Annotated in this window: 14 protein-coding genes; 5 read left to right on the plus strand and 9 right to left on the minus strand. The window is 68.8% G+C overall.

Going from position 1 to position 14,530, the window contains the following annotated elements:
- Positions 1-132: 132 nt before the first annotated feature.
- From PMI02_RS24415 to ligK, 9 genes are all read right to left on the minus strand, one after another.
- Positions 133-1,710, minus strand: a complete 1,578-nt coding sequence (locus PMI02_RS24415; RefSeq protein ID WP_007688078.1) for a gamma-glutamyltransferase family protein — start codon at positions 1,708-1,710, stop codon at positions 133-135.
- A 12-nt stretch (positions 1,711-1,722) separates the two neighbouring features.
- On the minus strand, positions 1,723-2,670 hold the full coding sequence (locus tag PMI02_RS24420) for a 5'-methylthioadenosine/S-adenosylhomocysteine nucleosidase (RefSeq protein WP_007688088.1): 948 nt from the start codon (positions 2,668-2,670) through the stop codon (positions 1,723-1,725).
- Positions 2,670-4,019: an NCS2 family permease gene (locus tag PMI02_RS24425; protein ID WP_036505372.1), complete on the minus strand. Its 1,350-nt coding sequence runs from the start codon at positions 4,017-4,019 to the stop codon at positions 2,670-2,672. The genes PMI02_RS24420 and PMI02_RS24425 overlap by 1 nt, the downstream gene beginning before the upstream one ends.
- A gap of 64 nt (positions 4,020-4,083) precedes the next feature.
- The gene (locus PMI02_RS24430; protein WP_007688090.1) at positions 4,084-5,442 is read right to left on the minus strand and encodes an AtzE family amidohydrolase; all 1,359 of its coding nucleotides are present in this window, start codon (positions 5,440-5,442) and stop codon (positions 4,084-4,086) included.
- Entirely contained in the window at positions 5,439-5,627 is a 189-nt protein-coding gene (locus tag PMI02_RS24435; protein WP_036505375.1) for a hypothetical protein, read from the minus strand. The genes PMI02_RS24430 and PMI02_RS24435 overlap by 4 nt, the downstream gene beginning before the upstream one ends.
- Before the next feature lie 184 nt (positions 5,628-5,811).
- On the minus strand, positions 5,812-7,194 hold the full coding sequence (gene fumC, locus PMI02_RS24440) for a class II fumarate hydratase (RefSeq protein WP_007688092.1): 1,383 nt from the start codon (positions 7,192-7,194) through the stop codon (positions 5,812-5,814).
- 134 nt (positions 7,195-7,328) lie between these two features.
- Complete coding sequence (locus PMI02_RS24445; RefSeq protein WP_007688093.1) at positions 7,329-8,204, minus strand: amidohydrolase family protein; 876 nt, start codon at positions 8,202-8,204, stop codon at positions 7,329-7,331.
- Positions 8,197-9,249: a 4-oxalomesaconate tautomerase gene (locus PMI02_RS24450; RefSeq protein WP_007688094.1), complete on the minus strand. Its 1,053-nt coding sequence runs from the start codon at positions 9,247-9,249 to the stop codon at positions 8,197-8,199. Before PMI02_RS24450 ends, PMI02_RS24445 begins: the two co-directional genes overlap by 8 nt.
- Complete coding sequence (gene ligK / locus PMI02_RS24455) at positions 9,242-9,916, minus strand: 4-carboxy-4-hydroxy-2-oxoadipate aldolase/oxaloacetate decarboxylase (protein ID WP_007688095.1); 675 nt, start codon at positions 9,914-9,916, stop codon at positions 9,242-9,244. The genes PMI02_RS24450 and ligK overlap by 8 nt, the downstream gene beginning before the upstream one ends.
- Positions 9,917-10,028: 112 nt before the next feature.
- Between ligK and PMI02_RS24460 the strand changes: the two genes are divergently transcribed.
- The 5 genes from PMI02_RS24460 (at position 10,029) to PMI02_RS24480 (ending at position 14,528) form a co-directional block, all read left to right on the plus strand.
- Positions 10,029-11,189 carry a LysR family transcriptional regulator gene (locus PMI02_RS24460; RefSeq protein WP_036505391.1) on the plus strand — a complete coding sequence of 387 codons (1,161 nt, stop codon included), beginning with the start codon at positions 10,029-10,031 and terminating at the stop codon, positions 11,187-11,189.
- A gap of 84 nt (positions 11,190-11,273) precedes the next feature.
- The gene (locus tag PMI02_RS24465; RefSeq protein ID WP_007688097.1) at positions 11,274-12,149 is read left to right on the plus strand and encodes an NAD(P)-dependent oxidoreductase; all 876 of its coding nucleotides are present in this window, start codon (positions 11,274-11,276) and stop codon (positions 12,147-12,149) included.
- Between the two features lie 3 nt (positions 12,150-12,152).
- Positions 12,153-13,178, plus strand: coding sequence for an amidohydrolase family protein (locus PMI02_RS24470; protein WP_007688098.1), 1,026 nt, complete (start codon positions 12,153-12,155; stop codon positions 13,176-13,178).
- The gene (gene ligA / locus PMI02_RS24475) at positions 13,175-13,621 is read left to right on the plus strand and encodes a protocatechuate 4,5-dioxygenase subunit alpha (RefSeq protein WP_007688100.1); all 447 of its coding nucleotides are present in this window, start codon (positions 13,175-13,177) and stop codon (positions 13,619-13,621) included. Before PMI02_RS24470 ends, ligA begins: the two co-directional genes overlap by 4 nt.
- A 1-nt stretch (position 13,622) precedes the next feature.
- Complete coding sequence (locus PMI02_RS24480; RefSeq protein ID WP_007688102.1) at positions 13,623-14,528, plus strand: class III extradiol dioxygenase subunit beta; 906 nt, start codon at positions 13,623-13,625, stop codon at positions 14,526-14,528.
- The last annotated feature ends 2 nt before the right edge of the window (positions 14,529-14,530 follow it).

A 14,530-nucleotide genomic window follows, 5' to 3' on the forward strand; every position in this document is an offset into this window, starting at 1 on the left:
TCACCTCCTGCGAAGCGGCGTAAGAGGGCGTCAGGTAAGCGCGGAAAAGCCCGCCTTCCATGTCGCTGTAGGGCGCGAACCGCAGCGCATCGCAGCGGGCGACGGCGCGGGCTCCGCCGGGAAGGAGGTCGCTCACCACGGCATCACGCCGCCGTCGCTGCGCGGATCGGTGGCGCCCTGGAAGGTGCCGTCGGCGAGGCGCACGACGGCACCGGCATGGCCCATCGTCGCCGTCAGCGGGCCGACGCGCTCGACATCGTGCCCGGCCTCCGCCAGCTGCACGTAGAGCGTTTCGTCGAAGCCGTCCTCCAGCTTGAGCGTCGTCGACTGCTCGCCCCAGGTGCGGCCCAGCAGCCAGCGCGGGGCGCTGATCGCTTCCTGAAGGTCCACCCCGAAGCGGGCGTAGCGGCTGAACAGCGCGGCCTGCGTCTGCGGCTGGCCCTCACCGCCCATGGTGCCGTAGGCCATGACACGGCCGTCCTCGAACACGGCGAGCGCGGGGTTGAGGGTGTGGAACGGCTTGCGGCCGGGCTTCAGGGCGTTCCAGCCGGCTGTCGCAAGGCGGAACGAGCTGCCCCGGTTCTGCCAGGTGATCCCGGTCTGCGGCAGCACGAGGCCGGAGCCGAATTCGAAATAGGTGGACTGGATACAGGAGACCACCCTGCCCTCGCTGTCGGCCGCGCCGAACCAGCACGTGTCGCCCCACTGCGGCGGCTGCGGCCAGGGCAGCGCCTTGGCGGGGTCGATCCGCGCGGCGAGTTCGGCGAGCGCCGCAGGATCGGAAAGCAGGCCCTGGAAATCGAAGTCGGTGTAGGTCGGGTCGCCGACATGCACGTCGCGCAGCAGGAACGCCTGCTTGGTCGCCTCGATGAGCCCGTGGACGTGGTCGAAACCGTCGGGCGCCTCGGCCTCGAGGCGGTCGAACAGCGCGAGGATCATCAGCGCGGCGAAGCCCTGCGTCGGCGGCGTGGAATTGTAGAGCGCGGCGCCGGAAATCACCGTGTGCAGCGGGTCCGGCCGGGCGGCGGCGTGCGCCTCAAGGTCGGCCAGCGACACCGGGCTGCCCAGCGTCGCAAGGTCCTGCGCGATCAGGGCCGCAAGCTCGCCGCGGTAGAAATCGTCGAGGCCATTCGCGGCGAGCGAGCGCAGCGTTTCGCCCAGCAGCGGCTGGCGCAGCACGTCGCCTTCGACGAGCGGGCGGCCCTCGGGCTCGAAGATCGTGGCATAGGCGCCCGGCTGGCCGCGCAGTTCGCCGCCCTTGGCCGCCGCGATCCCGGCGCCGCCGGACGTTACCGAAATGCCGATCTCGGCATGCTCGATCGCGTCGCGCAGCAGGCGGCCGAGCGGCATCGTGCAGCCCTCTCCGCTCAGCGCCGCCGCCCAGCCGGAGATCGTCCCCGCCACCGTATTCGCCGCCAGCGGTCCGCGCGTCGGCACGGCATCGAGGCCCGCGTAGAGCGACAGGTCGGCGCTCGCGGCCGCTCCGCCGCAGCCGTGGATCGAGTGGACGCGCCCGTCAGGCTCGCGGATCACCCAGAAACCGTCGCCGCCGATCCCGGTCATGTGCGGGTAGACGACGGCAAGCGTGGCGGCGACCGCGACGCAGGCCTCGACGGCGTTCCCGCCATCGGCCAGCACATCGCGCCCGGCCTGTGCGGCCAGGAAGTGCGGTGCGGTGACGATGCCGTTCTCGGCGGTTACGGTCTTCATGTCGTCAGGTCCTCAATCCGGCAGCGCGGCCACGAAGGCGCGCACGACATGCGCGGAGTTCACCGCGGCGAGATGCTCGTAAGTGTCCTCCATGTTCTTGTGCCTGTCGCCCCCGGCAAGGTCGCACAGCGAGCGGAACACGATGGTCGGCACCTGGTTGGCATAGGCGACCTGCGCCACCGCGCCGCTCTCCATGTCGAGCACGCGGGCGTTCCAGGCCTTGTAGAGATACTCGCGAAACTCGGCGTTGTCCGCGTAGATACCCGCGCTGACGCCGGTGCCGCCGACGACGACCTTGGGCGGCTTGGCGAGGCACAGTTCGGTGTCGGGAAGCTGCGTCGGCGATGGCGGCACGCAGCGCTCCATGGAAACCTTGGGCGCCACCTTGCGGGCGAGCGCGAGCAAGGCCGGGTCCATCGGGAACTTGAAGATCCGCTTCATCGGCGTCGCGGCATTGGCGACGGTCACCCCGCGCGGAAAGATGAAGTTCCAGTTCGCCGGAGCCTCGGGCGCGACCGGCTCTGGCGACTTCCAGCCCGGCGTGTCCCCGTAGCCATCCTTGCGCGCGAAGTTGGCTTCCAGGTACTGGCCCCAGTCCTCCAGCACGATAACGTCGCCGATCGAGAGGTTGGGGTCCACTCCGCCCGCGATGCCGGAAAAGACGATGCGCTTGACGGTGAACCTGTCGATCACGAGCTGCGTGTTCATCGCCGCGTTCACGATCGAGACGCCGCTCTGCATCAGCAGGATCGGCTTACCTTCCAGCGTGCCGGTGAGGTAGGTCATGCCGTTGATCTGGTACTCCTTGCCCCCCATCACGGCGTGGACGAGCGCGTTCCATTCGGGCTGATAAGCGGTCATCACCAAGGTACGCGGGGTGAGGTCGAGCCGCTCCTCCGCCAGTGCGGGGGCGGCGAAAAGCGCGAGCGCGGCGGCGGCAGTCAATGCGAACGAGCGCATCAGGCGCCTCCCATCCAGACGAAGCGGGCGACGAAGAGCAGGGCCAGCACTAGCAGGAACCAATCCTTCTTCGCGAACGAACCACGCACGATCTTGAGCGCGCAGTGAGCGGTGATGCCGAAGGCGAGGCCGTTAGCGATGGAGAAGGTCAGCGGGATCATCGCGACGGTGAGGAACGCGGGGATCGCCGAAAGCGGGTCCTCCCACTCGACCTCGGTCAGCGGCAGCAGCATCAGGCCGCCGACGATGATAAGCGCCGGGGCGGTCGCCGCCAGCGGGATCAGCTGGGCGTAAGGCGCCACGAACATCGTCGCCAGGAACAGCACGCCGGTGACCACGGCGGTGAGGCCAGTGCGCCCGCCCGCCTGCACGCCCGCCGCGCTCTCGACGTAGCTGGTGACGGTGCTGGTGCCTGCCATCGAGCCGACGATGGTCGCGACCGCATCGGTGACGAGGATACGGTTGAGGCCGGGAATGCGGCCCGCGGCGTCCATCAGCCCGGCGCGCTTGGTGACGGCGACGAGCGTGCCGATGTTGTCGAACAGGTCGACGAACAGGAACACGAACAGGATTTCGAGCAGCCCCAGCCCGTGCTTGCCCGAAAGGCCGAACACGCCGCCAAGGTCGAGCTGGAAGGCCGTGCCGGTCAGCGCGGCAAGCGAATAGGGCTCGGGGCTGACCGAGACCATGCCCGCGATCCAGCCGACCAGCGTGGTCGCGACGATGCCGACCAGCATCGCGCCGCGCACGTTCCACACGCTCAGCGCGCCGATCACCACGAGGCCGAAGATCGCCAGCGCCGCGCCGGGGGCCTTGAGGTCGCCCAGCGCCACGAAAGTCGCCGGGTTGGCGACGACGATGCCGGCGTCCTTGAAGCCGATGAAACCGATGAACAGGCCGATGCCGCCTGCCACGGCGGCGAACAGGTACTGCGGGATCGACGAGACGATCAGCTGGCGCACGCCCGTCAGCGTCAGCACTAGGAAGGCGACGCCCGAGATGAACACGCAGCCCAGCGCGACGGGCCAGGGCACGCCCATCTGCTGCACCACGGTGAAGCTGAAGTAGGCGTTGAGCCCCATGCCCGGCGCCAGCGCGAGGGGCACGTTGGCGACGAAGCCCATCAGGATCGAGGCGAAGGCGGCCGCGAAGCAGGTCGCCGCCGCCACCGAGGCGACCGGCATGCCCGCGCTGCCCAGGATCGCCGGATTGACCAGCACGATATAGGCCATGGTGAGGAAGGTGGTCATCCCCGCCAGCACCTCGGTACGCGCGGTGGTGCCGCGCGCGGTGAGCGAGAAATAGCGGTCGAGCCTGCCCGAAGGCGGTGCCTCGGGTGTGTCCGACATGGTCTGTGTCTGCGTCACGCTTGCCCCTTCCGCCGCCCCCTGCGGCGTCTTTCGATATTCGTCTTCAAGAGTACCCGGCAGTCCCAGCCTGCGCTGGGACGACGAGTTCTTCAGGCGCGCTGAACCCCGTCACACCCTGCGCTTCCAATGTGGCGGCGAAGGCGAACAGGTCCGCCTCGCGTCCCGGTCCGCCGATCAGCTGGAGGCCGATCGGCAATTTTCCCGGACGGTAGAGCGGAACCGCCAGCGACGGCAATCCGGTGAAACTGATCGGCTGGGTATGAATGCCGAGGTCCGCGCGCGCAGCCGACATGGCCCCGTCGATCTCGATGCGCGGGTCCTCGACCAGCGGCGCCGTGGTCGGCGTCGCGGGGGCGAGCAGCACGTCGTAATCGGCCACCAGCGCCTCGATCCGGGCGCGGTATTCGGCGCGAAATGCCTGCGCCTCCGCATAGAGCGCGTCCGGCAGCAAAGCACCAGCGAGCAGGCGGTCGCGGACCTGCGGGTCGAAGGCCATGGCATCGGCGGCCAGAGCCTCGCGGTGCAGCGTGCCGCCCTCGTAGGCGGTGATGAGGAACGCGGCGGAGCGGGCCCGGGCGATCTCGGGGAGTTCGACCAGGGGCGCGCCGGGCGCGATGGCGTCGATTGCGGCAAGCTGGTCGGCGTCGGCGTTCTCACGGAACCGGCCGCCGAGACGGGCGAGGCGAGGCGCTTTCCCGGTCGGAGCGACTTCGCGTCCTGCGAGCACCTGCCAGACCAGTTCCATGTCCTCCACCGAGCGGGTGAAGGGTCCGATGTCGTCGAAACTCTCGGCGAAGGGGAACACGCCAGCGAGCGGCAGGTCGCGGTTGGTGGGCTTGAGACCGTAGACGCCGGTCAGGCTGGCGGGCACGCGGATCGAGCCGTTGGTGTCGGAGCCCAGGGCAAACGGCAGAAGCCCCGCCGCGACCACCGCCGCCGATCCGCCCGACGACCCGCCCGCGAGCCGCGCGATGTCGTGGGGATTGCGGGTGGTACCATAAGCGGCGTTGATGGTAGCGAAGCCGTAGGCGAACTCGTCCATGTTGAGCGTGGCGACGACGACCGCGCCCGCCGCCTTAAGGCGCGCCACGGCCTCCGCATCGGCCAGCGCAGGCGCGGCGTCGGCATAGAGAGTCGAACCGGCAGTGGTCGGCAGCCCGGCAAGGTCGAACAGGTCCTTGACGCCGTACGGCACCCCCGCGAGCGGCCCCGGGTCCTGCCCGGCGGCCACCATCGCGTCGACCGCGTCGGCCTCGGCCCGGGCACGGTCGTGGAGCACGCGGGTGACGGCGATGAGGTCGCGGTCGGCCTGAACCAGTGCGCAGAGGCACTCTTCGACGAGCGCGCGCGCGCTCAGTGTCCCGGCGCGGACGGCGGAAGCTATCTCGTGGATGCCCATCATGCCTGCGTCGCCGTCGGCATCTGGCGCATGGTCCGCGCATGGCGAGCCAGCAGCGCGAGGTTCGCAGAGACGCCCGCCTCGCACTCGGGCAGGATCGACAGGCCACGCGCCCCGGCGGCGGCGGCGATCTCATCGGCACTCTGGGGAACTGCGGCGGTCGGCGCCTCAGCGGGGGTTTCGGCCATGGTCTCACGATCGGTGGGCGCGGCAGGGGACGGGCGATGAGGCGACATGCGCCGCATCATAGCCCCTCCCTGCCCGCTTGCCCCCTATCGATCAAACGCAATGATCGGAACGGATCGTTGCAAAAATTAGAGCAGGCGGCCGCCATCCCCGTCTCCTCAGGGACGGCGGTTCAACGCATACCGATCAGATCATCGTTTCCGGGCGAACCACGCGGTCGAAGGTCGCTTCGTCCACCAGACCCAGGTCCAAAGCCGCCTGCTTGAGCGTCTGGCCTTCGGCGTGGGCATGCTTGGCGATCGTGGCGGCATTATCATAGCCGATCTCGGGCGCCAGCGCGGTGACCAGCATCAGCGAGCGGTCGAGCAGTTCGGCAATGCGCGCGCGGTTGGGCTCGATGCCCTCGACGCAGCGCTCCGCGAAGCTGACCATGCCGACCGAGAGCAGGTCGATCGAGCGGATCACCGCAGCGCCAATCAGCGGCTTGAACACGTTCAGCTCGAATGCGCCCTGCAGGCCGCCGATGGTCGCGGCCTGGTGGTTGCCGATGACCTGCGCGGAGACCATCGTCAGCATCTCGCACTGGGTCGGATTGACCTTGCCCGGCATGATCGAACTGCCCGGCTCGTTGGCAGGAAGGTCGAGTTCGCCCAGCCCCGAGCGCGGACCGGAGCCCAGCCAGCGCACATCGTTGGCGATCTTGGTCAGCGCCACGGCCAGCGTCGCCAGCGTGGACGAGAGGTGGACGAGCGGATCATTGGAGGCCAGCGCCTCGAACTTGTTCTCGGCCGGATGGAACGCCAGCCCCGTCAGCCGCGAGAGTTCGGCGGCCACGTCGACGTCGAAGCCCGGCGCGGCGTTGAGGCCGGTGCCGACCGCCGTGCCGCCCTGCGCCAGTGCGGCCATGCCCTCGGACACGGCAGGCGCGATGCGCAGCTTCGCAAGCTTGAGTTGCTGGGCGTAGCCGGAGAACTCCTGGCCCAGCGTCACCGGGGTGGCGTCCTGCAGGTGGGTGCGGCCGATCTTGACGATGTCGGCCCAGGCTTTCGCCTTGGCATCCAGCGTGGCGAACAAATGGTCGAGCGCCGGGAACAGCGTGTCGGTCACCGCGCGCGCGGCGGCAACGTGCAGCGCGGTCGGGAAGCTGTCGTTCGAGGACTGGCCCATGTTGACGTGGTCGTTGGGGTGGACCGGCGACTTGCCGCCGCGCTTGCCGGTCAGCACCTCGTTGGCGCGTCCGGCGATGACCTCGTTGAGGTTCATGTTGGTCTGGGTGCCGCTGCCGGTCTGCCAGATGACCAGCGGGAACTGGTCGTCGAGCTGGCCCGCGACGATCCCCGCCGCCGCCGCCTCGATGGCGTCGGCCAGCTTCGCGTCAAGCCCGTGCTTGCGGTTGACCCGCGCCGCCGCCTGCTTGACCAGCGCGAGGGCGTGGACGATCGCGATCGGCATCCGCTCGGACGCGCCGAAGGGGAAATTCTCGATGCTGCGCTGCGTCTGCGCCCCCCAGTAGGCAGAGGCAGGAACTTCGATTTCACCGATGCTGTCGGACTCGCGCCGGGTATCCATAAGGTCTTGGCCTCCATCGCTTTGGCAGTGCTTGAAGACCTACATAAGCGACCCTCGGGGCATTGCCACTGCTAATGCGACTTACTCGCATATTTGAACAAGTAAGCGCGCCGAGGCGTTCTTCCCTGCCGCCGTCAGACCTCCTCGGGCCAGTAAAGGCGCATGGGATTGGTCACCAGCATCCGCGTCTGCAGGTCCAGGCTTGGCGCGATACGGGGGATCATGTCGACGAGGTGGCCGTCGTCGGGAACCGCATCCTGCATGTTCGGATGCGGCCAATCGGTGCCCCAGAGCACGCGATCGGGGTAGTCCGCCACCAGCGGCGCGACGGCGGAAGCGAAGGCGTCCCACGGATCGCCCGCCGGATCGAGCCGGTCCGGGCAGGTCGCCTTGAACCAGATGTCCTGCCGGGAATCGAGCAGCCCCCGGAAAGCCATCATGTCCGCGCCGTCCGGACCCCGCGTCACGTCGGGGCGGCCCATATGGTCGATCATGAGGGGCACCGGGATCGCGTCCATGAACGGGCGCAGGTCGTGCAGGATGTCCGCCTCGAAATAGATCACCACATGCCAGCCTTCGGGCAGGCGCGAGGCGACTTCGAGGAACCTGTCCTTGGGCGCATCGTCGACGAGGCGCTTGAGGAAGTTGAAGCGTATGCCGCGCATGCCGCCCTCGTGCAGCGCGGCGAGTTCGGCCTCGGAAATCGCCGGGTCGACCACCGCGACGCCCCTCGCCCGGCCTTCCGACTTCGCGATGGCATCGAGCGCGGCGGCGTTGTCGGTGCCGTGGCAGCTGGCCTGCACGATCACGTTGCGCGCGAAGCCGAGGTGATCGCGCAGGGCGAACAGCTTGTCCGGTCCGGCATCCTCGGGGAGGTACTTGGCCCTGGTGCTGAACGGGAACTGCGCCATCGGCCCGAAGACGTGGCAATGCGCATCAACGGCGCCTGCGGGCGGCGTATAGCGCGGCTGGCTGGGACTGGCGTGCCAGGAAACGATGCGATCAGACATAGACTGTTCCGTCCATCAGCTTGCGCGCGGTGCGCAGCAGGGCGGCGCTGGTGACGGCGCCGGTTTCGTCGGTTTCGAGCACGCAGCTCATCTCGCCGGTCAGGTGCTCGACAGAGAGCGTCTTGCGTCCCCCCCCCGGAACCTGCGCCACCTCGGCGGCGGGCGAGCCCTCGATCAGGCAGGCGGTGGCGACAGAGACGGCGCCGAGCACGCCGATGGTGGCGTGGGCGCGGTGCGGAATGAAGCTGCGCACGGTGACTGCGCCGCCGTTTCTCGGAGCCGCGACGAGCATCATCTTGGGCACCGACTTGTCCGACACGTCGCCGAGGTTCATCCGCTCGCCCACGGCCAAGCGGATCGCCTCGATCCGCGCCTTGAGCGCGGTGTCGGCGTCGAGGGTTTCCCGGTCCTCGTAACCCGTCACGCCCACGTCGGCGGCCTTCATCACCACGCAGGGCATGCCGTTGTCGATGAGCGTGACTGCCACGCCATCCACCACGTCCACCGCGTTGCCGGTCGGCAGCAGCGCCCCGCACGAGGAACCGGCGGTGTCGCGGAACTCCAGCGGGATCGGTGCATGCGTGCCGGGAACGCCATCGATCGCGGCCTCGCCCCGGTAGGTGACCACGCCGCCCGGCGTCTGCACCGCGGCGACGGCGACCTGGCCGGTGTTCTCCATGAAGATCGCCACGCGCGTTTCGTCGCCAGTCGCCGCCACCAGTCCGCGCTCGATCGCGAAGGGGCCGACGCCGGCGAGGATGTTGCCGCAGTTCTGCGCGTCCGAGACGATCGCCTCGTCGACGAAGACCTGCAGGAACAGGTAGTCGACGTCGATCCCCTCGCGCGCGGACTTACTGACCACTGCCACCTTGCTCGTCAGCGGATCGGCGCCGCCCATGCCGTCGATCTGGCGCGGGTCGGGCGAGCCCATGACGCCGAGCAGGAACGCATCGCGCGCGGCGGTGTCGGCGGGGAGGTCATCCTTGAGGAAGTAGCCGCCCTTGGAGGTCCCGCCGCGCATCCACATGCAGCGGGCTTCAGACATAGCGGAGCCCTTCCTTCTCCAGCCTTTCCCGCATCTTGTACATGTCGAGGCCGAGTATCCCGCTGGCGAGCTTCTCGCGCTTATCCGCCTCGTTGGCCTCCCGCGCCTGCGCTGCGGCCAGGACTTGCGCCGCTTTTTCGCGCGGGACGACGCAGACGCCGTCGTCATCCGCGACGATCACGTCGCCGGGCCGCACGGCGGCATTGGCGCACACGAGAGGGACATTGACGCTACCCAGCGTGTTCTTGACCGTACCTTGCGCGCAGATCGCCTTGGACCAGACGGGGAAGCCCATCTCGGTCAGGTCGCGCACGTCGCGAACGCCGGCGTCGATCACCAGGCCCCGGCAACCGCGCGCCATCGCACTGGTCGCCAGCAGGTCGCCGAAGTAGCCGTCCTCGCACGGAGACGTGGGCGCGAGCACGAGGATGTCGCCGTCCTTCAACTGCTCGATCGCGACGTGGACCATCCAGTTGTCGCCCGGTGCCGCGCTGATCGTGACGGCCGAGCCGGCGATGCGCGCGCCGCTGTAGATCGGACGCATGTGGCTGGCGAGGAGGCCGGTGCGGCCCTGCGCCTCGTGGACGGTGGAGACGCCGCAGCGGGCGAGCCCGTCGATCACCGCCGGGTCGGCGCGCTCGATGTTCTGGACGACGATACCACTCATGCCATGCACTCCTTCGCTGCCCCCGACAGATGGGGCACGGCGCCGCGCGGGGGAAAGAGAACTTGCGCAAGTGCGATTGGATTTGACTAATCACCGCGCTATGCCGGGCACCATGGATATCTGGAGCCTCAACCTGCGGCACTTGCGGGCTGCCGCCAAAATAGCGGAATTGGGCACCGTCAACGCGGCGGCGATTGCGGTCAACCTGAGCCAGCCCGCGATAACACAGGCGCTTGGTCGACTCGAGATGCAGCTTGGCGCATCGCTGTTCGAGCGGCGGCACGACGGCATGATCCCGACACAGGCCGGGGAGATCCTTGCGCCCCGCATCGAAGCCGCGCTCGCCCATATCCGCAGCCCGCACGTCACCATGTCGCGCCTGCGCGCGATGCTGGCGCTGGCCGAGACCGGGAGCTACGCGGGCGCCAGCCAGGAGACCGGACTGTCGCTCCCTTCCATCCACCGCGCGGTGAGCGACCTTGCGCTCGCGCTGCGCCGCCCGCTGGTGGTGCGGCGGGGCAAGTTCGTCATCACCACCGAGGCCGGCACCCAGCTCGCGCGCGAGTTCCGGCTGGCGCAGGTCGAGCTGGAAGCCGGCCTTTCCGAAGTCGCGGCGCTGCGCGGGCACGAGACGCGGCGCATCTCCATCGGCGCGATGCCGCTGTCGCGCGCCCGTATCCTGCCCGCAGCCGTCGCCCGCTTCCTGGCGCGCCGCCCGCAGGTACGGCTCACCATCGTCGAGGGGTCGCGCGCCGAACTGGTCGAGCCGCTGCGCAACGGCACGCTCGACGTCATGGTCGGCGCCCTGCGCGATCCGCTGGTGGAAACCGACCTCGTGCAGCAGCCGCTGTTCGACGACGTGCCCGCGTTCTTCGCGCGCAGCGGGCATCCGCTCGCCGGGACCGCGCCCCAGGCGGCGGACATGGCGCGCTACCCCTTCACCCTTCCCCCGCACGGCGCGCCCTTGCGCGACAGTTTCGAGCGCTACTTCGCCGCGCGCGGGCTGGCGCTGCCGCTGGTGCCGGTCGAGTGCGGATCGGTCATGATGATCCGGCAGGTGATGATGGGCGGCGACTTCCTGGCCCTGCTCTCGCCCGACCAGGTGCAGGTCGAGATCGAAGCTGGCTGGCTCAGCGAACTGGCCCGCCTGCCCGGCGAATTCGCCCGAACCATCGGCATGACCACCCGCGCCTCGCTGCGCCCCACCGAGGTGCAGGCGGAGTTCTTCGCGGACCTCGAAACAGCTGCGCGGGACGTGGGCGTGAAGGCGTAGTGTTCGCACCCTGATTACGTAAACCTTATCGCGAACGACCACTTCCGATTTGCCCGCGCGGCCCTGAGCGAGCAGGCAGGCGGCATGAGAGGTTCCATTGCCCTGATCGGCTTCGGCGAGGCCGGATCGACATTCGCCCGCGCCGGCGCCTGGGGTTCGCGCGCGGCTGCATTCGACGTGGCGGCGCACCGGCGCGAGGTCATGGCGGATATGCGGGTCACCCCCTGCGCAGACGCCGCCGAGGCGCTGTCCGGCGCGGCGCTCGTCCTATCACTGGTGACCGCCGATCAGGCGCTGACCGCCGCGCGCGAATGCGCCGGGCTTATCGCTCCTGATGCGGTGTTCTGCGACATGAACTCGGTCGCGCCCGGCACCAAGCGCGAGGCGGCGCGGGCATTCGCAGAGATTGGCCGCCGCTACGTCGACGTGGCGGTGATGGCACCCGTCGCGCCTGCGCGCATGGCCGTGCCGCTCAACATTTCCGGCCCTGATGCCGCCCATGCCGAGCACCTGCTGCGCGGCGCCGGCTTCACTAGCACGGCCGTCATTGGCGAGGAGATCGGCAGGGCTTCCGCGATCAAGCTGGTCCGCTCGGTCATGGTCAAAGGCCTGGAGGCGCTGACCGCCGAGATGATGCTGGCTGCCCATGCCGAAGGCGTGGCGGAGGAGGTGCTCGCCTCGCTCGACGCCAGCGAGAAGCCGCAGGACTGGGCCACCCGCGCCGACTACAACCTCGACCGCATGATGGTCCACGGCCGCCGCCGCGCCGCCGAGATGACCGAAGCCGCCCGCATGCTGCGCGACCTGGGCATCGCGCCGCTGATGACCGAAAGCACCGCCGCCCGGCAGCAGGCACTGGGCGACCTCGGCCGTGCCCCGCCGCCCGAAGGTCTTGCCGCCAAGCTGGCAGCCATCGCCGACCGAAAAGCATTCAACACACCATCGACCGGAGAGTCCTGACCCATGAGCCTCGTGATCGATTGCCACGGCCACTATACCGTGCTCCCCAAGGCGCACGACGCCTGGCGCGAGGCGCAGGTCGCCGCGTTCAAGGCCGGTGAACCCGCCCCCGACTACCCCGACATCTCGGACGACGAGATCCGCGAGACGATCGAGCAGAACCAGCTCAAGCTCATCAGGGAGCGCGGCGCGGACCTGACGATCTTCAGCCCCCGCGCCAGCGCGATGGCGCACCATGTCGGCGACCAGGCAGTTTCGGCCGAGTGGGCGTTTCATTGCAACAACCTTATCGCCCGCGTCGTCGGCCTCTTCCCCGAGACGTTCGCGGGCGTCTGCATGCTGCCGCAGTCGCCGGGGGCGGACCTGTCCGCCAGCGTGCGCGAACTGCGCCGCTGCGTGGAGGAGCTGGGCTTCATCGGCTGCAACCTCAACCCCGACCCCGGCGGCGGCCACTTCGATCACCCGCCGCTGACCGACGAATACTGGTTCCCCATTTACGAGGCGATGTGCGAGCTGGACGTGCCGGCGATGATCCACGTCTCGGGCTCGTGCAATCCGGCGATGCACGCCACCGGCGGCTTCTACATCGCCGCGGATACCGTGGCCTTCATGCAGCTCCTGCAGGGCGACCTGTTCTCCCGCTTCCCGGCCCTACGCTTCATCATCCCGCATGGCGGCGGCGCGGTGCCTTATCACTGGGGGCGCTACAGGGGTCTGGCGGACATGCTCAGGCAGCCCAGCCTCGACCAGCACCTGATGAACAACGTGTTCTTCGACACCTGCGTCTACCACCAGCCCGGCATCGACCTGCTGGCCGACGTGATCGCCAACAAGAACATCCTGTTCGGATCCGAGATGATCGGCGCCGTGCGCGGCATCGACCCCACGACGGGCCACTACTTCGACGACACCAAGCGCTACGTCGATGCGCTCGACGTTACCGACGAGGAGCGCCATGCGATCTTCGAGGGTAACACCCGCAAGGTCTTCCCGCGCCTCGACGCGCAGCTGAAGGAGCGCGGGCTGTGACGGGACCTCGCGACATCCACGAATACCTCGGCGAGTTCGACGACATTCCCGGCACGCGCGTCTACACCGCGAAGCGCGCGCGCGAGGGCTACCACCTCAACCAGTTCGCCATGAGCCTGATGAAGGCCGAGAACCGCGAGCGTTGGAAGGCAGGCGAACGCGCCTACCTCGACCAGTGGCCGATGACGGAGGACCAGAAGCTCGCCGTCCTCGCGCGCGACTACAACCGCCTGCTCGACCTTGGCGGCAACATCTACTTCCTCGCCAAGGTGTTCTCCAGCGACGGCCTGAGCTTCCTGCAGGCCGTCTCGACGATGACCGGCATGTCGGTCGAGGACTATCAGGCGATGATGATCGCCGGGGGCCGCTCGCCCGAAGGCGCGCGCTCGATAAAGGCCAACCGTGACGCCGAAGGCGGCGCGGCCACTGAGGAGTTTCGCTGAGATGGCCCGCATCACCCACGGCATCGCCTGCAGCCACATCCCCGCGCTCGGCGTCGCGTCCGACTTCGACAAGTGGGAAGAACCCTACTGGAAGCCGATCGAGCAGGGCTTCGCGCCCACGCAGGAGTGGGAGGCGGAGAACCTGCCCGACGTCGTGATCCTGGTCTACAACGACCACGCATCCGCCTTCGACATGAAGATCATCCCGACTTTCGCCATCGGCTGCGGTGAAAGCTACAAGCCCGCCGACGAAGGCTGGGGCCCGCGCGCCGTGCCCGACGTGGAAGGCCACCCCGACCTCGCCTGGCACATCGCGCAGAGCCTCGTCCTCGACGAGTTCGACATGACCATCATCAACGAGATGGACGTCGACCACGGCCTCACCGTGCCGCTCACGATGATGTTCGGCAAGGTCGACAGGTGGCCGGTCAAGGTCATCCCGCTCGCCGTCAACGTCGTCACTTACCCGCCGCCGTCGGGCAACCGCTGCTGGGCGCTGGGCGAGGCGATCGCGCGCGCCGTGCAGTCCTACAGCGAGGACCTCAAGGTGCAGGTCTGGGGCACCGGCGGCATGAGCCACCAGCTCCAGGGCCCGCGCGCCGGGCTCATCAACCGCGAGTGGGACAACCGCTTCATGGACCGCCTCTCGGGCGACACCCAGGAACTGCGCCGCGTGCCACACATCGAATACCTGCGCGAGACCGGCTCCGAGGGCATCGAGATGGTCATGTGGCTCATCATGCGCGGCGCCCTCGGCCGCGAGACGCGCGAGCTTTACCGCTTCTACCACGTCCCCGCGAGCAACACCGCGGTCGGCCACCTGGTGCTGGAGCCCATCGACGGCCAGGTGCCGCCCAGCCCGACGATCGAAGGCAACAGCAGCGCCGCCCAAGCTCTGATCGACTGATT

The organism is Novosphingobium sp. AP12 (assembly GCF_000281975.1).
GTDB lineage: Bacteria > Pseudomonadota > Alphaproteobacteria > Sphingomonadales > Sphingomonadaceae > Novosphingobium.